The sequence below is a fragment of the Paenibacillus tabacirhizosphaerae genome (genome assembly GCF_040812395.1).
Lineage (GTDB): Bacteria > Bacillota > Bacilli > Paenibacillales > NBRC-103111 > Paenibacillus_E.
This window is the reverse complement of record NZ_JBFNXH010000016.1, coordinates 78,701-102,760: the sequence shown is the minus strand read 5'-3', so window position 1 is coordinate 102,760 and position 24,060 is coordinate 78,701. Positions and strand designations below refer to the sequence as shown.

General features: G+C 48.0%; 18 protein-coding genes. All 18 read left to right on the top strand.

The genetic code is table 11. The features are described 5' to 3' along the window. Positions 1-9: 9 nt before the first annotated feature. Entirely contained in the window at positions 10-786 is a 777-nt protein-coding gene (locus tag ABRS97_RS22650; RefSeq protein ID WP_367819209.1) for an ABC transporter permease, read from the top strand. Next, entirely contained in the window at positions 783-1,574 is a 792-nt protein-coding gene (locus tag ABRS97_RS22645) for an ABC transporter permease (RefSeq protein WP_367819211.1), read from the top strand. The genes ABRS97_RS22650 and ABRS97_RS22645 overlap by 4 nt, the downstream gene beginning before the upstream one ends. Positions 1,575-1,578: 4 nt before the next feature. Continuing rightward, positions 1,579-2,550, top strand: coding sequence for an ABC transporter ATP-binding protein (locus tag ABRS97_RS22640; RefSeq protein ID WP_367819213.1), 972 nt, complete (start codon positions 1,579-1,581; stop codon positions 2,548-2,550). Between the two features lie 15 nt (positions 2,551-2,565). Then, complete coding sequence (gene helD, locus ABRS97_RS22635) at positions 2,566-4,860, top strand: RNA polymerase recycling motor HelD (protein WP_367819215.1); 2,295 nt, start codon at positions 2,566-2,568, stop codon at positions 4,858-4,860. Positions 4,861-5,177: 317 nt separating this feature from the next. Then, positions 5,178-6,272: an endospore germination permease gene (locus ABRS97_RS22630; protein WP_367819217.1), complete on the top strand. Its 1,095-nt coding sequence runs from the start codon at positions 5,178-5,180 to the stop codon at positions 6,270-6,272. After that, on the top strand, positions 6,269-7,720 hold the full coding sequence (locus tag ABRS97_RS22625; protein WP_367819219.1) for a spore germination protein: 1,452 nt from the start codon (positions 6,269-6,271) through the stop codon (positions 7,718-7,720). Before ABRS97_RS22630 ends, ABRS97_RS22625 begins: the two co-directional genes overlap by 4 nt. Further along, the gene (locus ABRS97_RS22620) at positions 7,717-8,880 is read left to right on the top strand and encodes a Ger(x)C family spore germination protein (protein WP_367819221.1); all 1,164 of its coding nucleotides are present in this window, start codon (positions 7,717-7,719) and stop codon (positions 8,878-8,880) included. The genes ABRS97_RS22625 and ABRS97_RS22620 overlap by 4 nt, the downstream gene beginning before the upstream one ends. Before the next feature lie 123 nt (positions 8,881-9,003). Next, on the top strand, positions 9,004-9,780 hold the full coding sequence (locus tag ABRS97_RS22615; RefSeq protein ID WP_367819223.1) for a hypothetical protein: 777 nt from the start codon (positions 9,004-9,006) through the stop codon (positions 9,778-9,780). A 1,606-nt stretch (positions 9,781-11,386) separates the two neighbouring features. Then, positions 11,387-12,364, top strand: a complete 978-nt coding sequence (locus ABRS97_RS22610; RefSeq protein ID WP_367818149.1) for an ABC transporter permease — start codon at positions 11,387-11,389, stop codon at positions 12,362-12,364. Between the two features lie 38 nt (positions 12,365-12,402). Beyond that, positions 12,403-13,293 carry a carbohydrate ABC transporter permease gene (locus ABRS97_RS22605; protein WP_367818147.1) on the top strand — a complete coding sequence of 297 codons (891 nt, stop codon included), beginning with the start codon at positions 12,403-12,405 and terminating at the stop codon, positions 13,291-13,293. An 81-nt stretch (positions 13,294-13,374) separates the two neighbouring features. Further along, a complete protein-coding gene (locus ABRS97_RS22600) occupies positions 13,375-15,075 on the top strand; it encodes an extracellular solute-binding protein (protein WP_483312495.1) in 1,701 nt (566 codons plus the stop codon). 109 nt (positions 15,076-15,184) lie between these two features. Continuing rightward, positions 15,185-16,762: a helix-turn-helix domain-containing protein gene (locus ABRS97_RS22595; RefSeq protein WP_367818145.1), complete on the top strand. Its 1,578-nt coding sequence runs from the start codon at positions 15,185-15,187 to the stop codon at positions 16,760-16,762. A 7-nt stretch (positions 16,763-16,769) separates the two neighbouring features. Then, on the top strand, positions 16,770-18,536 hold the full coding sequence (locus ABRS97_RS22590) for a sensor histidine kinase (RefSeq protein ID WP_367818144.1): 1,767 nt from the start codon (positions 16,770-16,772) through the stop codon (positions 18,534-18,536). A 203-nt stretch (positions 18,537-18,739) separates the two neighbouring features. After that, positions 18,740-19,669, top strand: coding sequence for a hypothetical protein (locus tag ABRS97_RS22585; protein WP_367818142.1), 930 nt, complete (start codon positions 18,740-18,742; stop codon positions 19,667-19,669). An 85-nt stretch (positions 19,670-19,754) separates the two neighbouring features. Next, the gene (locus ABRS97_RS22580; RefSeq protein WP_367818141.1) at positions 19,755-20,492 is read left to right on the top strand and encodes an ABC transporter ATP-binding protein; all 738 of its coding nucleotides are present in this window, start codon (positions 19,755-19,757) and stop codon (positions 20,490-20,492) included. Continuing rightward, entirely contained in the window at positions 20,485-21,234 is a 750-nt protein-coding gene (locus ABRS97_RS22575; protein ID WP_367818140.1) for an ABC transporter permease subunit, read from the top strand. Before ABRS97_RS22580 ends, ABRS97_RS22575 begins: the two co-directional genes overlap by 8 nt. 5 nt (positions 21,235-21,239) lie before the next feature. After that, positions 21,240-22,736, top strand: a complete 1,497-nt coding sequence (locus ABRS97_RS22570) for a sensor histidine kinase (protein ID WP_367818138.1) — start codon at positions 21,240-21,242, stop codon at positions 22,734-22,736. Further along, complete coding sequence (locus ABRS97_RS22565; protein WP_483312494.1) at positions 22,705-23,403, top strand: response regulator transcription factor; 699 nt, start codon at positions 22,705-22,707, stop codon at positions 23,401-23,403. The genes ABRS97_RS22570 and ABRS97_RS22565 overlap by 32 nt, the downstream gene beginning before the upstream one ends. Positions 23,404-24,060 lie beyond the last annotated feature (657 nt).

Below are 24,060 nucleotides of genomic sequence, written 5' to 3'. Positions count from 1 at the left end.
AGGTGTTTCATGCTTTTCGCGGTTTTGGCGCGCAAGGCGTACGCCAGGAACTTGCAGTATCGTGGGGCGCATTTGCTGCACAATGTGGTAAGCGCTGCGTTTGGCTTCATTTATGTGAGCATCTGGACGGGTTTGGGCGGCGATACATCGCTCGGCGACTACGGACAGAAGGGAATCGTGAGCTATATCGCATTCAACCAGGCGATTTTATGGATCACCCTGTTCACAACGAATGGGCTGGGCTTGGAGCAGTCGGTTCGCACCGGGCAAATTGCGGTTGATCTCATGCGGCCGGTTCACTTGTTCTATCAGGCGATGAGCCGGGAATGGGGGCAGGTGATCTATCAATTTCTTTACAAGTTTCTGCCGATCTACATCCTCTACTTCTTCATCTTCTCCTTACGGCTTCCACATCAAGCTTCAGTGTATGCTTGGACAGCGATTGCGCTTGTCTTCGCAGCTTATATCTCCATTTGCACGAATTATTTAATCGGTGTCGCCGCTTTATGGACAACTGAATCCCGCTGGTTCTACTGGGTAAATTATGCGTTCAGCATGTTGTTATCCGGTTTTTTTATCCCTTTGGAGTGGCTGCCGGGCTGGCTGCGCACGATTGGTTTTTGGTCGCCTTACCCGTATTTGCTCTACTACCCAACGCGTATTTATATGCAGCTTGAACATGGAACTGCCACGCTCGGCGCCCTCCTGTGGTGCATCGGGTTTACTTGTGTCTGTCTGGCGGCAACGCATGGGGTGCGCAGAAAGCTGGAGGTGCAGGGAGGATGACGATGCTGAAGCTGTATATGCTGCTTATCAAAGCCAGTTTGCGGAGCCGGATGCAGTACAAGTTCAACTTTCTCTTTTCAACCGCGATGGGCGCCATGGTGCATATCTCCGAGTTCCTGATGGTGGCGCTTGTGCTCATGCGATTCGGCAATATCAAGGGCTGGAACTTGTACGAGGTCTGTTATCTCTATGGGGTTATGATGATGTCCAGAGCGATTTATCGCTCGTTCGCCTCCGACGTGCATCACTTGGAAAAGTATCTCGTAACCGGTGACCTGGATCCGCTTCTTACGCGGCCTATACCGGTGCTGCTTGCGCTGATGACGCAGAACAACCGAATCTTATTCGCCGAAATGGCGCAGGGCGTCCTGCTGCTGGCAATTTCAATGAAAGCTATGATGGCCAGCGGGCAGATCGGCTGGTTAGCGATACCTTTTACGCTGCTCATTATCGGCACGGGGACAGTGATTTTATTCGCCATAGGGCTTGCGACGGCGGCTGCCGGCTTCTGGTTGACCCGCATCGAGTCGCTGCAAAATATGACAGAGGATGCTGCGCAAACAGCGGCCCGCTATCCCTTGTCCTTGTATCCGAAATGGTTGCAAGGTGCATTGCTTGTGCTGATTCCGGTGGGCTTTGTGAATTACATACCTACTTTATATCTCCTGCGGGATCAAGGCAGCCTATGGATGCTTCTTGGGACGATGGCTGTGTCGGCAGCGGTCCTGCTTCTCGCTATGCGTTTATGGAAGTTAGGCTTGTCCCGCTATCAAAGCACAGGGAGCTGATCGTTTGATAACCGTTAAACATTTACGCAAAACCTTTCAAACTCCGCTTGTCCAAGAAGGCAAGTTTGCCGGCATCCGCACGCTGCTGTCGAGAGCTTACAAAGAGAAGGAAGCCGTGCGCGATGTAAGCTTCAACATTGAATCGGGCGAATTTGTCGGGTATATTGGACCTAATGGCGCAGGCAAATCAACAACCATCAAAATGCTAACGGGCATTCTCCATCCAACGTCGGGGGAAGTGCTTATTCACGGGTTTAGTCCGCAAAAGCACCGGAGACGCGTCGTGCAGCGGCTCGGCGTCGTGTTCGGCCAAAGGAGCCAGCTGTGGTGGGATTTGCCGGTTAAAGATTCTTACGAAATTCTGGCCGCGATGTATCGCGTCGATGAAGCGTCAGCACGCCGCCGTTTAGGCGAATTAAAGGATCTCCTGGAACTGAATGAGTTCCTCGACACACCCGTCCGCAAGCTGTCGCTCGGCCAGCGCATGCGCGCAGATTTGGCTGCGGCGATGCTGCACGATCCGGATATTTTGTTTCTTGATGAGCCGACTATCGGGCTTGATGTTGTGGCGAAGCGGAATATTCGCGGCTTCTTGAAGGCGTTAAATGAGGATTTTGGGAAGACAATCCTCCTTACCACGCATGATATGGATGACATCGAGCAATTATGTCAGCGCGTCATCGTCATCAATCATGGGCAAATTGGCTATGATGGTTCGATTAGCGAGCTGCGGGAGCGGATCGGCCTGCCGACGATGATGAAGGTTACTTTTCGAGGCCCTTATCAAGTACCGGCGGGTTGGGGGCTGCCGTTCCGAATCGTGGAACAGGAACCGCATAGGCTGACGCTTGCCTGCAACCGTCAAGAGTTGAAGGTGATGGAAGTGCTTCGCGTCGTTAGCGATTGGGGCGATATGGACGATGTGCACATGGAAGAGCCGGACTTTGAAGAAGTGATCCAAGGGGTTTATACATAGAAGGGAGACACGAGTATGCCTATCGAAAAAGAAGAACGCGAGCGCGAAGCGGACCGTGTCAGCACGGTTCGAACAAGCATCAAGCAGCGAATCGAGGAACTGGGCCAAATCGTCGATGAACGGCGCTCGGAAGTTACGGCGATAGGCCGGAGCTTCTGGGATGATATTTCCGTTAACGCCGATAACGCGGATGATATTATTGAAACTGCGGCAAGTATGGCGCAGCAAGAGCATGTCCTACTGGGACAAGAGCGAAGCTATCGTGTCGCCCAAGATGCGCTGCGCAAGCTGCAGCGTGTCGTAGACACGCCTTATTTCAGCCGGATTGATTTCCGGGAACGAGGCGAGAACGATCGGGAGAAGATCTACATTGGTCTGACTTCCTTCATCGATCCGAACAGTGATGAAATTCTGATTTACGATTGGCGAGCGCCGATCGCGAGTGTTTTCTACGATTATCCACCAGGTCCGGCCACCTACTTGACGCCGGAGATGGACGTCAGCGGTGAGCTGCTGCTGAAGCGGCAGTATATTATCAAAGCGGGCGCGCTGCAGGACGTGTTCGACACGGGCATTTCCATCGGCGATGAGATGCTCCAGCAGATGCTTAGCCGCAGCGCCGACGAGAAGATGCAGAGCATCGTCACGACGATTCAGCGCGAGCAGAACCAGATCATCCGCGATGATCGGCATAAGGTGCTCGTTGTGCAGGGCGCGGCGGGCAGTGGCAAAACATCCGTTGCGCTGCAACGGATTGCCTACCTCTTGTACAAATATCGGAAGACGCTGAGCGCCGATAATATGATTTTATTTTCGCCGAACTCGCTGTTCAGCGATTATGTCTCGAACGTCCTGCCGGAGCTGGGCGAAGCCAATATGCAGCAGACGACGTTTCAGGACTATTTGACGCACAAGCTGAGCGGCACGGAGTTATCTCTTGAAGACCCCTATGATCAGTTGGAATATGTTTTGACCGGCACGGATCAAGATTCGGCCTATCAGGCGCGGCTGCAAGGGATTCATTACAAGACTTCGGCGGCATTCCTGCAGGTAATTGAAGCATACGGTGAGAAGCTGAAGACCGGCGGTTTGCGGTTTCGCGATTTCGCTGTGGGCAAGAAGGTACTGATTACGGCCGAGCAACTGAGTGAACGCTTCTACCGCAAAGCTTCGACGCAAGCGATCGGAGATCGGATGGAGCAACTCAGCGAATGGGTTCTGGGCAAGTTGGATGAGATTCAAAGCGATGTCCAGCAACGATTTTATCGTAAAATGGTCCGAGAGCCGAAATATATAGGCACCGAGCAGGAAATGAAACGGATGAGCAAGAGCAAAGCCTATAAGGCGATTGAACCGCTCAAGGAGCAAGTGCACAGCTTGGCGTATGTCGATGCGCTGGGGATGTACAAGGATCTATTTACCCAGACGGCGCTGCATCATGAGCTGGCGGAGAGCGCCGGGCAGGCGCTTCCTGCCGCATGGGAGACGATTCGGGTTTTCACGGCAGAAGCGCTTGAGCAAGGCCGGATCCTCTACGAGGACGCGACGCCTCTCGTGTATTTGAAGGGCTTGGTCGAAGGGCAGCTGCGCGTAGGCACGATTCGCTATGTCGTTGTGGATGAAGCGCAGGACTATTCGCCGTTTCACTATGCGTATTTGAAGAAGCTGTTCCCGCGCGCTCGCTTTACGCTGCTTGGCGACTGGAACCAGGGCATTTTCACGCATGCGAATGCGAATGTGAATGCGAACTCGACGGAGGGCGAGTACGCCTCCATCAGCGAGCTCATGAAAGAAGACGAGACGGAGACGATTCGACTCGTCAAGAGTTATCGTTCGACACGCGAAATCACATTGTTCGCGTGCGGGGTTTTACCGGGCGGCGAGCCGGTCGAGCCGTTCAGCCGCAGCGGCGAGCCTCCGCGCTTGCAGCGCGCAGAGGACGAGACCGAGCTCAGCCGCCTCATCGCGGCGGCTGTTCAAGAGCGCCGCGACGGCGGAGCCAGCTCCGTCGCGATTCTGTGCAAGACCGAGCGCGAGACGGAGCGCGTGCACGCCAAGCTGGAGCCGCTGCTGCCCGGCTTGCAGCGCATTAACAAAACAACGCAGCACTACGAGGCTGGCGTCATGATCTTGCCCGCGTACCTCGCCAAAGGGCTCGAGTTCGACGCCGTGATTCTCTACGACGCGGGCGAGGCCGTCTACGCGGAGGCCAAGGAGCGCAAGCTGTTTTACACGGCTTGCACCCGCGCGCAGCATCACCTGGATGTGTTCCATCTGGGTGCTTTGACACCATTTCTCGCCGGGACATAGACGTGAGTCCATACCTATCCGCCTGCAACTTCATAGGATGTATCAAGCAACAGCATAGAAGATAGGTCAGGGTGAAGGGAGGAATAACCATGTCTCATGTTGGCTCCAACAGCACAGCTGTTATTCTGGTTCTTTATGTTCTGTTAGTTATCATCCTGGCAACATTCTAATTGCAAACATACGCCATCATAGGCCGCATTCCACTTATTGTGGGTGCGGCCTATTTGCCTGTCTGGTTATGCATGCATGTTTTCGCCAATTGTGGGTATTTTAACAAGAAAAGCTTCCGCCTCAATACTTCTATGGGAGAATGAAAAATGCATGGAAACAAGAAGATATCCGCCCTGCAGCTATACTTTGTTCTTATGCTCTCAATCGGCATCACGAATCATGTGATTCTAATTCCCGCGTTGCTGCAAAACGGCAAGCGTGACTCCTGGATTGGAGCTGCTGCTGCAGTCGTCCCTTTAGTGATTTGGGTACTCTTGCTATACATGCTAATTAAAAAGACAGCTCATCAGCGAATCATGGATTGGCTCAAGATAAGGTTCGGGAGATTCACGTCAGGTCTATGTATGCTCATCGTCATAGGCGTGTGCGTCATCGATGCCATCGTGACCTTAAAAGATATCGTGATCTGGACGCATGTGAGCTATTTGCCGCAGTCCCCTTCTTGGACAATCAATTTGGTTTTCATGATTTTTTGCTTTTTTGCTGCTTTAGCAGGGCTGCGGGCAATCGCCATAACAGCAGGTATTTTGCTCCCTGGGGTTGTTTTTTTAGGATTATTGGTAATGAGCGCTAATTTCCATTACAAAGATTACGGCATGCTTACTCCTCTGTTTACACATGGCTATGAGCCTGCAATGACGTCCATGATACTTACATGCGGCGCTTCATTCGAAATGATAAGCATCATTTTCATTCAGCATCATGTCTCGACGCGCATTCGGTTGTCTTCTTTGCTTATTCTTGCCCTTGTTCTCCTGATTTTGACCATCGGGCCGCTGACAGGCGCGATTGCGATATTCGGTCCATTTGAAGCAGCTGATTTAAGGTACCCGGCCTTCGAACAGTGGCGTATGGTTACCATGGGGAAATATATCTCGCACCTTGATTTTTTATCTATCTACCAATGGATTTCTGGCGCGTGTATTCGGATGTCTCTCCTGCTTTTTCTAATCCTGGATACAATCGGTGTCCAGAAAAAGCAGAATCGAACGATGGTTCTGTTTGGCTTCAGTTTGTTCTTTTTCGTTCTAGGTCTAATTCCCGTGGATGACAATCTGATTCTGAAACAAATCGAGACCTGGTATTATCCGTCGATGTTTGGAGTCGGTGTCTGTATGCTGTTTGTCCTTCTTCTATTATCCATGCTGCCGGCCAAGTCCAAGGAGAGTGAAAGGAAATGAATGAAGATGAACTTCGACAATTGTTCGCCGATTCTGCGGATGTCATTATAAAGTCGTATCAGCTAGGGGAGGGCAGCTACCATCAGAAGTTCGTTGCGATGTATTGCGAAGGGATGACGAGTATTGATCATCTTGAGCAATCGGTGTTCCCACAGATGCAATCCTTAATGTCCAAACAAATTGACCGGAATCCCTCAGAGCTGGATTTGAATATGATGCTCCAGTTTCATGAGATCAATGGCTCAGATGTGATGAAAGAGCTGACGGTGAGTTTGTATCGCGGCGAGCTAATTTTCTTTTTCGAAGAAACAAACAAGTTTTATGCTCTGGATATTTCTTCGCCGCCTAATCGCACACCGGAGGAATCCAGTACAGAAACGTCCATTAAAGGCCCTCGTGATGGCTTTACGGAAAGCATGATTACGAACGTCGCCCTGGTGCGAAAACGATTGCTGACGAGCTCTCTTTGTTGTTGGAAAATAGCAATCGGGCAGCGGAGTCACACCATGGTGGCTCTTCTTTATATCGGCGATGTTATCGACATGAACATTATCGAAGACGCGAAACAACGCTTATTCGATATCGACATAGATGCGCTCGTCGCTAGTTCGCAATTAGAGGCTGTTTTGGCCGGGCGCGAGCATTCGTTTTTTCCTCTTGTGGAGATAACGGGTAGACCCGACTATGTCGTGCAAAGCTTACTGCGCGGAAGGTTTGCGGTTGTTGTAGATGGGTCGCCTATGGTGCTCATTGCGCCAGCGAACCTCACCTTCTTATTGAAATCTCCGGAGGATATTCATTATCCTTTTTATTATGTGGCCTTTGAACGTATTTTGCGGCTGGGCGGACTGGTCGTCTCTTCCTTATTGCCTGGCTTTTGGATTGCGGTATCAGCTTACAATATTGAACAAATTCCTTTTCCGCTCGTTGCAACGATCTCATCCTCCAGGCTTGGGCTGCCGATATCTGGGCCGATGGATTTTATTCTTATGTTAGTTTTGTTTGAGCTGTTTCGTGAAGCGGGCATGCGATTGCCCAAATCCGTTGGTCAGACCGTTACGGTCGTTGGCGGGCTTATCGTTGGGGATGCGGCCATACGCGCAGGGATAACAAGCCCAACTACGCTCGTGATTACCTCTATTTCGACGATATCGATGTTCACGCTCGTTAATCAATCGTTATTAGGTACAGTGACGCTGCTAAGAATTTTCGTCTTGTTTGCCTCATCGATCTTTGGCATCTTTGGTTTTATGCTCAGCCTAATGGGCATTGTGTTGTACCTGTCCACATTGGAATCCTTCGGCATTCCTTATCTAGCTCCCTTGTCGCCACCGGGATTCCGGGAAATGATTACGGCTGTATTCGCCAAGCCGTGGGACAAAATACGGAGGAGACCGCAGATGCTGAATCCGAATGATGCAACCCGCCAAGGGGATGAATCCTCATGATGAGAAAAATCATCTTGCTGGGATTGCAAATATGTCTGTTGCTAAGCCTAACCGGCTGCTGGGACATCAAGACCATCCAGGACACAAATTACATTACAGCCATCGGTTTCGATTATCAGAAAGGGAAGTATGTTGTGTATGGTCAAATGATCGACTTCTCGAGCGTGGCTAAACAAGAAGGAGGCAAATCCGGTCAGCCGGCTACCGTATGGGTAGGGCACGAAGAAGGGGAAACGGTTGACGATGCGTTCAACAAGCTTTACAGGACTGCTCAACAGCGGATGTTTTGGGGGCATGTCTTTGCATTCGTGTTTACCGATGCGGCCTTGCAAAAAGGGATTAATGTCTTTACGGATGGAATTGTACGGTATGGCGAAACCAGATTTACACAGTGGTTTTACAGCACCTATGAGCCTATCGATCGCATTTTCACGGTTACTCCATTTTTCAACTTATCGCCGGTCGCTTCCATTCTTGCCCATCCTTTAGATAATTATCGTCAGCGCTCCTACATTCAGCCGGTGCGCTTGTACCATGTGTTAGCCGATTTCCGCGAGCCTGGCATGACCACACTGATTCCCGTACTGTCCATTAATAAAAATGTCTGGGAAAAAAATGACAAAACCGATCCGAAGCTCCAAATAAGCGGCGTTCATGCGATTGACCGTACTCATAGCCCAGTTACATTTACAGAAGATCAACTCGCTGGACTGCGCTGGATGGACAAGAATACAGTGCGTGCCGTGTTAAAGATTACTATAAATGGTGAAAATGTTGGCACAGCCTCCATTCTAAATCCTAGAGCTACAATAAAGCCGCAAGTAATCGATGGGCGGATAAGCTTTGCTATTGGTATCAAAGGTAAGGCCGTGATTAAAGAAATCACAAAGAAGATCGATGAGAATCTGCTCAAACAACAGATTGAAAAGGAAATGAAAGAGGAGGTCGAACGTACGTTTAAAATAGGAATGGAGCAGGGAATCGATCTATTTAGTTTGGAGCATTACTTATATAAAAACGCTTTTTCACAGTGGTCCCAATTAACAGCCCAAGGCACTAAGCCATTGAAAGAAGTTCAGTTAGGAACGATTCGTGTGGATGTGAAAATTATGCACTCCGGTATGTACAAAATGCAACAGAAACAGCGGCAAGAGTATTGACGTAATTGCGGCTGATGTGTCATGATTTAAGGAATAGAAAGGCAATGCAACCTTCGGGTTCAACCTCGCTTCATTGTGGGGTTGAACCCTTTTTGCGTATTTCATTTGACGGAGGCGACTTAGATGCGAAGAGAAGAGAGGCTGCTTCAAAGACTTGATGAAATTGGGAAAATACTGGAGATGAAAGGCGGAGCCTTCATGTTACTGGGTCTTGGCTCCGTAGGCAAAGAGATAGAACGTTTGGACGCGTACTCGGATCTTGATTTCTTCATTATTGCGAAGCCAGGTCACAAGATGAGATTCATCGACCAATTAGATTGGCTGGAGGCCGCGTATCCGTTAGCGTATTCGTTTAAAAATTGCGATATCGGCTATAAAGTTATGTTCCATGACGGCATCTATGGCGAATTTGCTATTTTTGAAGAGCAGGAATTAGCGCATGCCGCCTATTCGGAAGGAAGGATCGTCTGGAAGGACCCTTCCTATGAGAACGTAGGAATTGTTAAATCGGCGGTGAGCTCCTCTAGAATCAAAGTCGTATCTCTCGACCATGTGTTCAACGAGGCGTTAACCAATTTATATGTGGGACTTGGCAGATACGCAAGGGGAGAAAAGCTGTCCGCTGTAAGGTTTGTCGAGCAATATGCAATAGACAGCATCCTATCAGCCTTGCATGTATCGGAACAAGAAGTGGACTATTACCCCGATCCATTCGGAAACGACAGAAGGCTCGAAAAAAGATACCCTGGATTTGCAAATCGAATCGGCCAAATGATGCAGGGGTATGATAAGATCCCTGAGTCAGCTCTCCACATTTTGGATTTCATCGAAGAGATTTATCCGGTCAATGCCAAGCTAAGCGATGAAATACGAATGCTGGCTAAGGCATGTCGCTCGTGAACAGGAACAGAATGTTAGGCAAACCATCGCACAGGTTGCGATGGTTTTTTTGTTGCCTGAATGATTAATCCTCTACAGAACTAAAGGAGTAGGGATACCCATTCTGACGCCAGAAAGCAGATGTCGTCAGCTTTGTGTGTGTGACGAGCTCGCAGAGCGGAGAGATTCCGCACGCATCGTGTGGTACGTGCATTTGACAGGATGGACGTAGGAGATCCGGAAGTGCCACGGCGGTTTGGCGTATTGGAATACCGCCTCGCTCTGCGATAGAGCGCTTTTTGGTACGGGTGAGCGGAACGGAGGTGCGATCCGGAAGTGTCACAGCGGTTTGGAGTATTGGAATACCGCCTCGATCTGCGATAGATCGCCTTTATGCACGGGTGAGCGGAATGGAGGTGCGATCTGGAAGTACTACAACGGTTTGGATCACCCTATACCGCCTCGATCTGCACGTCTTTTGCACAGGTGAGCGGAACGTGGGTGCGCTATGAGGTGGTATTTTCGGTCGTAGGGACGTTTCGCGGAACTACCGTGCCTTATGAGCAGGAAATGCTGGGTTTTAGGCATGTTTTCGCTCATTTAACGCACCCCAGTTCCTCTTCAGGGGGAGAAAAGGGGCGTTACCGAGGAATAAGGCATCGTAGTTCCGTCAATATCGCTGCCCCAACGCCGCGAATCCTGGGCGCGCATTGCTTCGCCGGCGCATGGCGGCGGTCAACCCGGCATGGGGAGTCGGCGGTGTCTGACAGGCAGTATCGCCTCCGTTTTCTTGCGAAGCATGCGGAGGCGACATGTACCCGGAATCTTACAAGGGTGTTCATGGATAAGAATACCGGATGGTAGGCAGCGCAAAGTAGAACAAAAAGGAATGGGTATGGGGTGGAGAAGCAATAGCGGTCGGAATCCAATATCCAATTCCCTCCTTATACTCAAATGTATGCGATCTGCGATAGATCACCTTTATGCACAGGTGAGCGGAACGTAGGTACGTTAAGAGGCGGTATTTTCGGTCGTAGGGACGTTTCGCGGAACTACCGTGCCTTATGAGCAGGAAATGCTGGGTTTTAGGCATGTTTTCGCTCATTTAACGCACCCCAGTTCCTCTTCAGGGGGAGAAAAGGGGCGTTACCGAGGAATAAGGCATCGTAGTTCCGTCAATATCGCTGCCCCAACGCCGCGAATCCTGGGCGCGCATTGCTTCGCCGGCGCATGGCGGCGGTCAACCCGGCATGGGGAGTCGGCGGTGTCTGACAGGCAGTATCGCCTCCGTTTTCTTGCGAAGCATGCGGAGGCGACATGTACCCGGAATCTTACAAGGGTGTTCATGGATAAGAATACCGGATGGAAGACAGGTTAGGGAAATGAGAAGTGGAAGGCAGCGCAAAGTAGAACAAAAAGGAATGGGTATGGGGTGGAGAAGCGATAGCGGTCGGAATCCCATACCCATTCCCTCCCATGCCTGGACGTATGGGTTTAGAGACCTGAGGCACAGCTGAACGCAATTGACATGTCATTCTTACACTTTTCGTTGGTTTGTAAAGTGTTGTGCACGGTTTCATTTCGATACAATTACTTTCAGATCAAATAAAAAAGTGGAGCGTTGACAATGAAAACAATGGAAAATCAAGTGGAGCTGGCAGCGGATAGCCGTCCATCCAGAAGGGAATCGAAGGTAGTTCAGTTTTTCAAACAATGGGATTATCAATTGATGATTTTACCCGCCTTGCTGTTCATTCTCATCTTCAATTACATCCCGATGTGGGGTGTGCTTATTTCATTCAAGGAATACAACTTATTCAGTGGATTTCAGGCAAGTCCATGGGTAGGGTTGCTGCATTTCCGGATGTTTTTCGAATCCCCGGAGTTCTGGGATATTATGCGTAATACGATTTGTATCAGTTTGCTCAAACTGTTCGTAGGTTTCCCTGCGCCAATTATTCTGGCATTGATGCTGAATGAAGTCACGCACGGATTGTATAAACGGATCGTGCAAACCATCACATACATTCCTCATTTTTTGTCATGGGTTGTCGTAGCAGGTATTTTATTCTCGATGCTTGCCGTTGACAACGGTTCGGTGAATGAATTGCTCACAAGCTTTTCCTTGATCAATGAGCCGATTAACTGGTTGTCTTTACCGAAACTGTTCTGGGCGATTCTGGTCACGACCAATGTTTGGAAAGAAATTGGTTTCGGTTCGATCGTATATATGGCTGCTATCGCAGGTATTGATCCAGCATTATACGAAGCGGCAGCGATGGATGGAGCGAATCGATTTAAACAAATTTTCTTAATTACGATTCCGAGTATTATGCCCGTTATTGTCATTTTCTTAATCTTGGGCGTAGGTAACATTTTGAATGCCGGATTTGAAGATGTATTGGTACTGACCAAAAATATGAACAACGGTGTCATCGTCTCGGTAGCGAATGTTATTGATACCTATGTGTATCAAATGGGAATTATCCAGCAGCGTTACTCCTACGCAACAGCAGCGGGATTATTTAAATCAATCGTCAGTGTTATCGTTCTGATGATTGCCAACACGATTGCCAGAAAGCTGGGCAAAACAAGTCTCTGGTAAGTTAGCGGCATCTGTCATTTTGGAAAGTGGGGAAATCTATGAAACTTAATGTTATGGACAAAACACTGAAGTGGAGTATTTACTTCATCCTTCTAGTGCTGGCCTTTGTCACCTTTTATCCATTCTGGAACTCGCTCGTTATTTCGTTTAACGTTGGCTCGGATACGACGAATGGCGGGATTACATTTTGGCCAAGAAGCTTTACCTTTGAAAATTATAAAGTCGTATTTAAAGAAAAATCACTCCTGAACGCCTATTTGATCACGATTTCCAGAACGGCGCTAGGCACAGCATTATCGATGTTTTTCACAGCGATGTTTGCATACGGCCTATCAAAGAAAGGCATCGTATTTAAAAAGTTTTATATGATCATTTGCATCATCACGTTATATTTCAGCGGTGGACTGATTCCATACTTTATTTTGATCCACCAAATGCATCTGTACAATACGTACTGGTTCCTCATTATTCACGGCATGGTGAATGTGTACAACGTAATCATCTTCCGCACGTTTTTTATGGAGCTGCCGGAAGGGTTGGAGGAAGCGGCTCGGATCGACGGAACGTCAAACTTCGGCGTATTTTTCCGAATCGTGCTCCCGATCTCGGGACCCGTTCTCGCGACGCTTGGCTTATTCACAGCTGTAACGTTGTGGAATGACTGGTTTTTCCCAGCCGTTTTTATCAACAATCAGAAGCTGATTCCTATGCAAACCATAATGATTCAGATCATTAATCAGGGTTCAGCAGAATCGTTTATTCAAAATATGGGATCTGTAGCTGCACAGTCTGTAGTTCGAAAGACGGCGACGATCAAATCGATCCAGATGGCCACGATGATGGTCGCTACGCTGCCAATCTTGCTGATCTATCCATTCGTACAACGGTTCTTCGTTAAAGGTGCCCTTGTCGGTTCTATGAAAGAGTAGCGTGGAAATAGCTCCGAATAAGAGCTTTTCTTATAGATTTGTTTCAACATATAATACATTTATACTTGAGGGGGAAACACATTGAATTTTAAGAAAACAGGTATGTATTCTGTAGCCACAGTACTCAGCGTTAGCATGTTGTTAGCTGGCTGCACCAGTTCCAAAGATGCGAATCCAGCAACTTCCACTGATCCTGGCAAGGCTACAGCGGCTGCATCTTCTGCTCCAGTGGCTGCCAGCGGAGATCCGCAATCTAAATTAAAACCGGTGGATTTCACTCAGTATGTCAACTACGATTGGCACACATCTCTGAAATTCGGTGATCAGCCGAATACGAAGTATTTGAAAGAAACATTAAAAATCAACATTACGCCAATTCAATCCAACGGAGCTGCAGCGCAAAAATTAAATTCCATGATCGTCGCCAACGAGCTGCCTGACGCCATTGTACTTGATCGCGGTAAAGATGTTGAGCGCTTACAACAAGCAGGCAAATTGGTTGCTCTGGACCCTTATCTGGAGAAATATCCAGAGTTTGTGAAAACAGTTGGCGAGAAAACGCTGAACATGTTGAGAAGCCCGGATGGCAAGCTGTATCAAATTCCTAACTGGTACATCAATGGTGAGAATGGCAACGGCGTTGCCGGATACATTGTAGAAAAGAAAATTTACAAAGCGCTCGGTTCTCCGAAGTTGGAAACCTGGGATGATCTTGAAGCCTACTTGAAGCTTGTAAAAGAAAAATACCCGGATGTCGTTCCGTTTGATTCCGGTGAAATTCGTGACGGCGCTGAAGTGCAACAACTCGGTATTCTGTACAGTGGCGCTGCAACCGATGTGAGCACCTCATTCGTCTCGCCTGGAGCAGGTCAAGTGTTTGGTATTCCTAAAGGCAATCAATTGACTTCCATCTACGCTGACCCAGCATTCCAGGAAACCGTACTGTTTACGAATAAATTGTTCCGCGGGAACTTGCTTTCCAAAGATATGTTCACACAAACTCGCGATCAAGTTAAAGAGAAGTTGAATACGGGGAAAATCGCGGTATTCGGCGCTTTCGATGCAGTCGCTGAAGTTATCGGACGTGAAGCGAACAGCAAATTGAAAGCAGTGGATCCAGAAGATGGTTACACGGCAATCTGGCCTGTTCATAAAGATGGCTTAGATAAAAACAAGGTATTCCCTGGCAACTACTCCACATTAGGCTGGAACGTTAACGTTATTACTACAAACGCAAAAGATCCAGAAGCGATCTTCGCCTACATGAACTGGGCTACAAGTCCACAAGGTCAACGAATCATGTTCTTTGGTCCGGAAGGCATGTTCTACGATAAAGTGGAAAATGAAGTTCCAATCCCGAATGAAGCTTACATTAAGCGCGACAATAAAAAATATGATGAGTTGAAAATCAACGAGTACAACTGGTATGGCAACACCTCGTTTATCGACGGCGCGAAAGCAGCACGGGAAAAAATGTTGCCGGCGGAAGCTCAAGACTGGACAACACTTGCACAAGCTAACGTAACCTTTAAAACTTCGAAAAACATTACAGAATTTTCAAATCTTGACCCTCAGCCTAACACTGAGGAAGGTATCGCGATGCAACGTCTGAAAGATCAATACAAACAAGCCATTGCGAAAATGGTATTCGCGAAAAGCGAAGACGAAGTGAAGAGCTTGCTTGGAAGTGCGCAGCAAGAAGCGGTGAAGCTTGGCTACGACAAAGTATTGAAATGGAAAACAAACGTTTGGCAAGAAAACTTGAAGAAACTTGGTAAATAATTGCTTATACAAGACGCAGGGAAAGAAGATATACTTCATTGTATACCTTCTTTTTCTCGTATCCAAGCGTAATGGTGCGTAATGGCATAACTGAAAGGAACGATGCTGCGTGTATAACGTCGTGCTGGTCGACGATGAGAATTTTGATCTGGAAGGCTTGAAGAAGCTGATTCCATGGGCGGATTTAAACATTGAAGTCGTCTGTTCAGTGAATAAGCCCTTAGTGGCCTTAGCCTATATATGTAATCACGCTGTCGATATCTTGATCACAGATATTAAAATGCCCGTGCATTCAGGGATTGAGCTGGCCAAGAGAGCGCTTCTCCACAATCCAGACTTGAATGTTATTTTTATTAGCGGCTATGAGGATTTTCAATATGCCCGGGAAGCCATTCAGATGAAAGCTTGCGGCTATATTCTGAAACCGGTGGATGACGATGAGGTCATTCGTATTGTCAAGGAAACGGTGCAGCGTCTGGATGCCGAAAAGCGGAAGCATCACGCTGATACGAGTTTGAAGCAGTCGTTTAATTATGTGAAAAGCAATTTTATTCTTCATTTGCTGGAGGGCACCTGTGAGCAGGACGAGTTTGCCCTTATTCTGCAAGAATACGATGTCTTACAGCGGGGGGAGACCTTGGTAGCGATCATCGCTGAAATCGACGATGTTGTTCTCAAATTGCATCAAGCTTCGGTCGAGGAACAGCGGGCAGAGCTGCAATCGGTAGTCCAGCTCATAACGGATTATGTGGACTCCCGCCAGTTAGGACTGCACTGCAAATTGTCTCATTTTCAAGTGGGACTCATCGTTCATGGAACTTACGGATCCGATCTGGAAGAGGAGATGAACCGCTTGGTGCTGTTCATCAACGAAACGACGAAACTAACGATTACGATAGGTGTCGGATATGAAGTACAAGGTGCGGAAGACGTATGGAGATCCTTCCATCATGCCAAAGAAATGCTTAACTTCAAGATGTTTGTAGGCAAAAATCGCATGATTACTTCTAAGTCTACGAAGATGAGTTTAGTCGCGGGTTCAACAAATTTCAACGAAATTCTGGGCACCATGTTTACCGCCATGGATAGTTACGGGCTTGTCCAAATATCGGATTGCATCGAGGAACTATTTGCCTTAGCGAAGGGCTTTGAGCAGCGTGTTACGGTGTATAATTTTGCGGTACATATGATTTCGAAGCTGGATTCTCACCTTAATAAGCGAAATAAAACGTTTCAAAGCTTGCTTGGCTGGGAGTTGGATCATCTTGACCTGATTCATAAGTTTGAAACGATTGATGATATTAAATCTTGGCTTCGCCGCACGGTTTTTCAAATATCGGAAATGATTTATTTCAATCGGCAAGTCAAAAATAACCGATTCTTCGATGACATGCTGAAGTATATCGAGTCCAGGCTTTCTACGGATATTACGCTCCGGGATGTCGCCAATTATTATTCCTATTCGCCCAACCATCTTGGTTTCTTGTTTAAAGAACATTTCAATGAAAGCTTTAGCGATTACGTCATTCGAATCCGAATGGAGAAGGCGGAGCAGCTGCTTCACAATCCGCGCCTGAAAATATATGAAATAGCCGATCAACTGGGCTACAAGAGCTTGACATATTTTAGCAGGCAATTCCGAGAATATTTCGGTTCATCACCGGGGGATTACAGAAAACAGGGGTGAATGTGGAGTGAAAGGGTTAACCAGAAAGTATGTGCCCCTAAGCCTTAAGTTGTTTCTTTCTTATTTATGCTTAGTGTTGATCCCTGTTATCGTAATAGGTTCTTATTCGTATTACTCTTCGGTGCAATCGATTCGAGAACGAACGGAAAGCAACCTTCAGGTGGCCATGGAGCAAATGGATACGAATATCGATTACCGATTGGCCGATATTTTGCGGGTGTCCGATCAAATCTTTAATGATCAAGTGTTATCACGATATTTCTCAAACAGCTATCCGGATTGGGACAAGTACTTATTTACGACGCAGTATGTCATACCCAAAGTCGAATCAGCTATTCATTTATCGCTTATTCCGGTCAGTCTATCCCTTTATTTGGATCACCCGGCGATTAGCGAAGCCTATTACAAAATTTCCGGAGACCCATTGGAAACCGGGAGAAATTACAGTATTTTTCATACGGATCGACTGAAGCATGCTGCTTGGTATTCGCAGTTGAATTTCGATTTCAACAGCAAAGCCTGGATGCAAATTGAATCCGACGAGCAGTATCAGAATATTTCTTTTGTACGTCCGATTATTGATTACGATTCTTTGAAATCACAAGGATTTATGAAGATCACGGTTAAATTAAGCGATATATTCGGATCGGTCGACTATAATAAACTAGGCCAGGGCACGCATTTGTTTGTGCTGAATGATCGCCAGAACCTGCTGTATGCCAGTTCCTCAGATGCAACTAGTTCAACAGTGCTGCTGGCTCAGGATAAAACGCCGTATTTGACTAAAACGAAAACGATAACCAATTTCCCTGCACAACTTGTCGCTTTCATTCCTACTTCTACGTTGAGAGAGAGTTCGCTGAAGGTGCGCACGGTGACAATTATCGTTTGTTTGCTGAGTCTTGCCGTGTTAAGCGCGATTAGCTTCTATATTTCGCAACGATTCTCCAGACGAATCAATAAGCTGGTGCAATCGCTCCAATCTTTTCAAGAGGGTGAATTCCACAAACGGATTACATACAGCGGCAACGATGAATTTGTTGGGATAGCAAAAGCTTTTAACGATATGGCCGCCACCATGGAACAATTAATTGATGAAGTCTACGTGAGCAATTTGCAAAAAAAAGAAGCGGAGCTTCAGGTGCTGCATTCTCAAATCAACCCGCACTTTTTATATAATACGTTCTCTTCGATCAGTCGAATGGCCAAGCTTGGAGAAATCGATAAAATGCACGAAATGATTCGCAGTTTAGCGAAGTTTTACAGGCTCACGCTCAACAAGGGAGAATTAATGATTAAAATAGATAAAGAAATTCAGCAAATTCGGGCGTATATCGAAATCCAGCGCATTAAATATGCGGAACGTATTCTCGTTAATTATGAGATCGACCCCGTTATTATGGATTACGCGACAGTCAAATTTATTTTGCAACCATTTGTTGAGAATGTGCTGGAACATGCTTGGTATGACGATTTGATCTCCATTTGGATTCGGGCTTATGGAGATAAAGAAACGATTATTTTTGAAATTCAGGATAACGGGCTCGGGATCAGCGAAGAAACGCTGGATCAAATTTTTAATGTGAATGGGACGAGCATGGGGTATGGAATCGGCAATGTGAACGAACGGATCAAGCTGCATTTTGGCAAATGGTATGGGGTAACCATGCAAAGTTCGGTAGGAAGCGGCACGACCGTGCGAATTACACTGCCAAAGCATCAATTGGATGCCCCGCGGTATTTGGTATCCAAAAAAGAGGAAGATATGCAGTAATCCGGAGATCGACTAACGCAGCAACCATCAGCCACCTTGTTCTTACAGGGTGGTTTTTTCTTTTTTTATAAAGTTTTAATAATTGTTTTAGGAGCGGTTTAGAACTGTTTTAGAGGGAGTTAAGGCTGACGGGATAAGATGAATACATGGAGGCGAGGGACGCATCCAAATAGATAAAGCGTAAAGCTTACGGAGGTAAAGATATGAATAAGAAGTTAGCTATGATGGGATTGGGCGTGGCGGTAGGCAGCATGATGCTGGTCACTTCGGTTTATGCAGGAGTTGGCGATGCACCGGGGTATGAGTCATACAAATCGGCTTTCAAAGAGACGGCCAAGGTGCACAATGCCACCCGCCAAGTAAATGTGTCCGTACAGGATAACGGCTCGTCAGTGATGAATGTGAAAACTACGATCAAGACCGGTCAATCCGAACGTGAAGGCAGCGCCGCAGTAACGGTGAAAACCGGTACGGAAGAGCAGACGATCAACTACTACAGCCAAGGCGGCAAACAAATTGTGAAGACGGCGGATTCGGATGTCTACAAAGTCATCGTGTTTGATGGCGAATATGAGAAGTACAACAAGCTCGAAGATAAGCACTTTACGCCTGATCCGCAAACGGTTCAAGAGGTTGAAAATGTGGTTGACGCCTTGGTCGGCAACTTGAAGAACTACATCACGATGGATGAAACGTCCGGCAACGGCAAAGACATTCACTTCAAAGTATCCGGCAGCCAAATTTCCCCAGTTGTAAATACGATTGGCTCGCTTGTCATTAAGCACGGCGTCGCAGAGAACGGACATCATCCGGTACCGGATGCAGTAGATAAGCTCGGGTTTGATGTAAGCACGCTGAAAAACAGCTTTCCCCAGCTGGCTAACGACATCAAAATGGACGCTGTAGAGGTTAACGCAACTGTGGATGGAGATAACCATATCACCAACCAAACGGCGCAAATTCACATCTCCGGCAAAGATGCGCAGGGTGCCAACCATGATGTTGTTCTGAATGTGGATATGACGCTTTCGAGCTTGAACAGCACGACACCAGACACCGTAGATTTGGAAGGCAAGCAAGTGGAAAATGTGAAGTTCGAACACTATTCCCGGAAACAATGGGGCAACAAGTAATAAGACTCGCAAAGAGAGAGGCGAAATGCGGGTATTCGTGAGCATTTCACCTCTTTATTCTCTACGAACGAAAGGTGGCAGGGAAATGGAACCCATCGTTGAAATCACGAGATTAACCAAAATTTTCAAGAACCTGCGCGGCATACACGATGTGCATATGACCGTGCAGCAAGGCGATATTTACGGCTTTTTCGGGCCTAATGGGGCAGGCAAGACAACGGTCATGAAGATTATGGCGGGTCTCAGCAGAGCGCAGCATGGCGAGGTGAAGCTGTTTGGCAAGAACGTCTCGACCCACTATGAGCAAGCGATGGCGAAGGTTGGGGTGCTGATTGAGACGGCGGAGGCTTTCACATATATGAGCGGCAGGCGGAATTTGGAGCTGGCCGCGCGCTTTTATCCCGGCATCGGCAAGGGGCGTGTCGATGAAGTGCTCGACATCGTAGGCCTGACGCCCTTTCAACATGAAAAGGTGGCTGGATATTCGCTGGGCATGAAGCAGCGGCTCGGCCTGGCGGCGGCGATGCTGTCGAAGCCGGAGCTGCTGATCCTCGATGAGCCCACGAACGGTCTCGATATCGAGGGGATGGTGCACATCCGCGAGATTATCCTTCGTCTGGCTCGTGAAGAACGGATCACGTTCCTGATCTCCAGCCATCTCATTCACGAGATGGAACTGATGTGCAATCGCATGGGCATCATCCATCAAGGGCGTCTGGTGCGAGAGGGGCTCCTGTCCGAGTTAATGCAAGGCAGCGAATCGCTGGAACAAGCGTATTTACGCGAAATTGAAGGCGTTAGGAGGTTAGCGGCTCATGCATAGTTTAACGGCAAATGTGTGGAACGAAACGATCAAGATCACAGCGAAGAAAAAGACGCTCTTTTTCCTGGCGGCAACCTTGCTTCTCCCGGTTCTGGCGGGTGTACTGCTCTCCCGTTTCCAAATTGGCATTGGCATCGGCGCCATCGCATCGCAGGACTTTCCGATCGTCATGCTTGGTTTGTTTACTAGCATTTTTCTGCCTTTGTTCGTCTTTATGGGAGCCGCGGATGTATTCTCCGGTGAGATGGGCGACCGCACGATGAAAATCACGCTGACCCGACCGATCACCAGGTTTAAAGTGTTCGCGTCCAAACAGATCGCGCTCAGCTTATATATAGCCCTGTATTTGATCGCAGGTTTGCTGGCCTCCATCTTGTCGGCGCTGTTCTTTCAGCATTTTGGCGGTTTCGGCACAGTAATCAATTGGATTCTCGCATATGCTTCAGCCTTTGTTCCCCTGCTCGTACTGAGCATTACAGCTGTTTGTATGTCGCAGTTTTTCAGCAGCAGCAGCTCTGCGTTGACGGTAAGTATTCTCCTATACTTAGCCTTTAAAGTGGCGGCTTTCTTCATTCCGCAAATCGCCACCTATTCGCCGACGGCTTACACTGATTGGCATATGCTTTGGATCGGGAGCTCGATGGCCATTGGCAAAATCAGCAGCATCTTTATGTTTTTGATAGCTTGTAGTATATTGTTTTTTACAGCAGGTTTCTATTTATTTGACAAAAAGGAGATTTGATCCAGATGTCTATTCGCTTACGGCTGGTGCTTTCTTATGTAGCCATGCTTCTTGTGCCGCTTGTGCTTTCCGGGCTAGCCGTGATTTTGATTAGCATCGCGACGCTTGGCAATTTGAAATCTGTGTTTCAGGTTGATTTCTCCCAAGGCAATCCGATTAAGAGAGTCGTCGAGCAAGAAGCGGAAATTGTGGCAACTATCAAGGCAAAGTCAGATAGTGAGCCGGATTTGTTTCTCGATCAAGTTTTCGTGAAAGCAGTCGAAGAGAAGCTTCGCAAAATCAATATGGGGTTAATTATTCGCAAAGACAAGGAAATAACGTACGCTTCGCCTTATCTGAAACAAGCGGAGGCAGCCAATACCTCGCGGCTTCCAAGCTTCGGGACCTCTACAGGCCATTTTCAGAGAAATCAGGGATCGCTTTGGATAACTCGCCAACAGGATTTTATTTTTTCTGATCAGAGCAAAGGGTCCGTGTTCATTTTTCTGGATGGAAGCCGGTTTCAAAACTATTTGCATCAATTCTCCAGCTTCGTCATTTTCGCATTTATTACGATTCTGGTCGTGACCAACGGGGTGCTCACTTACTTTGTCTCGCGAAGCATTATCCGTCCGCTGAAGGCGCTCAAAAAGGCCGCCGAAGAAATCAAAGAGGGCAATCTTGATTTCGAAGTCGTTCCTCACTCCGATGACGAGATCGGAGAGCTCAGTATCGCATTTGAAGAAATGCGGCGCAAATTGAAGCAATCCGTCGAGATGCAGCTTCAATATGAGGAAAACCGTAAAGAGTTGATATCCAATATCTCGCATGATCTGAAAACGCCGGTAACCGCAATCAAAGGGTATGTCGAAGGCATTATGGACGGCGTAACCAATTCACCGGATAAGCTTGACCGATATGTCCGCACGATCTACAATAAGGCGGCTGACATGGATCGGCTCATTGATGAGTTGTTTCTTTTCTCCAAGCTGGATCTCGGCAAAGTGCCGTTTCAATTTGAACCTGTCGATCTTGGCGGGTATGTGCAGGACTGCGCGCAGGAACTGCAGTTCGAGATGGAGAAGAAGGGCGTTCACTTCGTATTGAAGGAGCTCCCGGAGTCGCCGATTCTCGTTACCGCCGACCGGGAAAAGCTCAAACGCGTGCTGTTAAATGTGATCGAAAATGCGATCAAATACAGCGGCGATGCGAATTGTACGATTCGACTAGACGTGAAAGAAATCGACGGCCACGCCGTCATTCAAATAGAAGACAATGGCCAGGGCATTTCTGAAGAAGCGCTGCCGCATATCTTTGACCGGTTTTACAGGGCTGACCCATCGCGCAACACGTCGACGGGCGGGAGCGGGCTAGGGCTGGCGATTGCTAAACAAATTATGGAGGAGCATGGCGGAAGGATTGGCGCGAGAAGCACATGGGGCCAGGGAACGACCATCTATATGGTACTGCCGCTAATCAAGCAGGAGGAGAGTGTGCATAATGAGCCGCATCTTGATTATTGAAGACGAGCAAAGCATCGCTGAACTGGAAAGGGATTATCTGGAAATCAGCGGCTATGAGGTCGATATTGAAAATAGCGGTGACAAAGGGCTTCAACGAGCCATGAACACCGAATACGATCTGATCGTTCTCGACTTGATGCTGCCCAAGGTGGACGGCTTCGAAATCTGCCGCAGAATCCGCAGCGAGAAAGATATTCCCATCCTAATGGTTTCCGCTAAAAAGGAAGACATTGATAAGATACGCGGCTTGGGTCTCGGCGCCGATGATTATATGATCAAACCCTTCAGCCCGGGAGAACTCGTGGCAAGGGTCAAAGCGCATCTGGCGCGTTATGAGCGGTTGATGGGGAAACGGGAGACCAAGAATGATGAAGTTCGCATTCGCGGCCTTATGATTGATAAAACGGCCCGGCGCGTCTTCGTGAACGAGAAGGAAGTCATTTTCACTACCAAAGAATTCGACTTGCTGACCTACCTCGCGATGAACCCCAATCGTGTGTACAGCAAGGATCAATTGTTCGACCATTTGTGGGGGATGGATGCCATGGGGGAGATCGCGACGGTGACCGTCCACATTCGCAAGCTGCGTGAGAAAATCGAGCAGGACCCGTCCAACCCGCAATATATCGAGACGATCTGGGGAGCGGGGTACCGGTTCCGGATATGAAGGAAGCCTGAGAGGAGCATATGCTCTTCCCAGGCTTTTTTTGCAGATTGCGTTAGGGATCCCCATGCTAACAGGAAAGCCTATGTCGTCAGGTATGTGTGTTTGACGAGCTCGCAGAGCGGAGAGGTTCCGCACGCATCGTGCGGTACGAGCATCTGGCAGGATGGAGGTAGAAGATCCGGAAGTGCCACAGTTGTTCGGAGTATTGAAATACGGCCTCGATCTTGCGATAGATCGTCTTTTTGCGGGTGAGCGGAACGTGGGTGCGTTATGCGGCGGTATTTCCGGTTGTAGGGACATTTCGCGGAACTACCGTGCGTTATCAGCAGGAAATGCTGGGTTTCAGGCACGTTTTCGCTCATTTAACGCACCCTAGTTCCGCTTCAGGGGGAGAAAAGGGACGTTGCAGTGGAATAAGGCATCGTAGTTCCGTCGATATCGCTGTACATGGGGAATTGGCGGTCCGGCATTCCCTCTTCCACGCACAACCGTATCGTATAGCACAGCAAAAAAACCTAGCGGTGATCTGTGATCTTCCGCTAGGTTTTTTTATGAAATAGGGGACTCGCAAACGTAATCGTTAGTCATAGTAATTTCGATTACGTAGTAAGTTATTTCAGGGCAGGTCATTTACAAAAGGTGATTGTTAAGATATTG

What these genes read in the sequence shown, in the direction of transcription:
- ABRS97_RS22605 (WP_367818147.1), top strand. Translation starts at nt 12,403, where the DNA reads ATGAAACTTAATGTTATGGACAAAACACTGAAGTGGAGTATTTACTTC.
- ABRS97_RS22650 (WP_367819209.1), top strand. Translation starts at nt 10, where the DNA reads ATGCTTTTCGCGGTTTTGGCGCGCAAGGCGTACGCCAGGAACTTGCAG.
- ABRS97_RS22645 (WP_367819211.1), top strand. Translation starts at nt 783, where the DNA reads ATGACGATGCTGAAGCTGTATATGCTGCTTATCAAAGCCAGTTTGCGG.
- ABRS97_RS22620 (WP_367819221.1), top strand. Translation starts at nt 7,717, where the DNA reads ATGATGAGAAAAATCATCTTGCTGGGATTGCAAATATGTCTGTTGCTA.
- ABRS97_RS22610 (WP_367818149.1), top strand. Translation starts at nt 11,387, where the DNA reads ATGAAAACAATGGAAAATCAAGTGGAGCTGGCAGCGGATAGCCGTCCA.
- ABRS97_RS22580 (WP_367818141.1), top strand. Translation starts at nt 19,755, where the DNA reads ATGGAACCCATCGTTGAAATCACGAGATTAACCAAAATTTTCAAGAAC.
- ABRS97_RS22585 (WP_367818142.1), top strand. Translation starts at nt 18,740, where the DNA reads ATGAATAAGAAGTTAGCTATGATGGGATTGGGCGTGGCGGTAGGCAGC.
- helD (WP_367819215.1), top strand. Translation starts at nt 2,566, where the DNA reads ATGCCTATCGAAAAAGAAGAACGCGAGCGCGAAGCGGACCGTGTCAGC.
- ABRS97_RS22570 (WP_367818138.1), top strand. Translation starts at nt 21,240, where the DNA reads ATGTCTATTCGCTTACGGCTGGTGCTTTCTTATGTAGCCATGCTTCTT.
- ABRS97_RS22630 (WP_367819217.1), top strand. Translation starts at nt 5,178, where the DNA reads ATGCATGGAAACAAGAAGATATCCGCCCTGCAGCTATACTTTGTTCTT.
- ABRS97_RS22625 (WP_367819219.1), top strand. Translation starts at nt 6,269, where the DNA reads ATGAATGAAGATGAACTTCGACAATTGTTCGCCGATTCTGCGGATGTC.
- ABRS97_RS22615 (WP_367819223.1), top strand. Translation starts at nt 9,004, where the DNA reads ATGCGAAGAGAAGAGAGGCTGCTTCAAAGACTTGATGAAATTGGGAAA.
- ABRS97_RS22575 (WP_367818140.1), top strand. Translation starts at nt 20,485, where the DNA reads ATGCATAGTTTAACGGCAAATGTGTGGAACGAAACGATCAAGATCACA.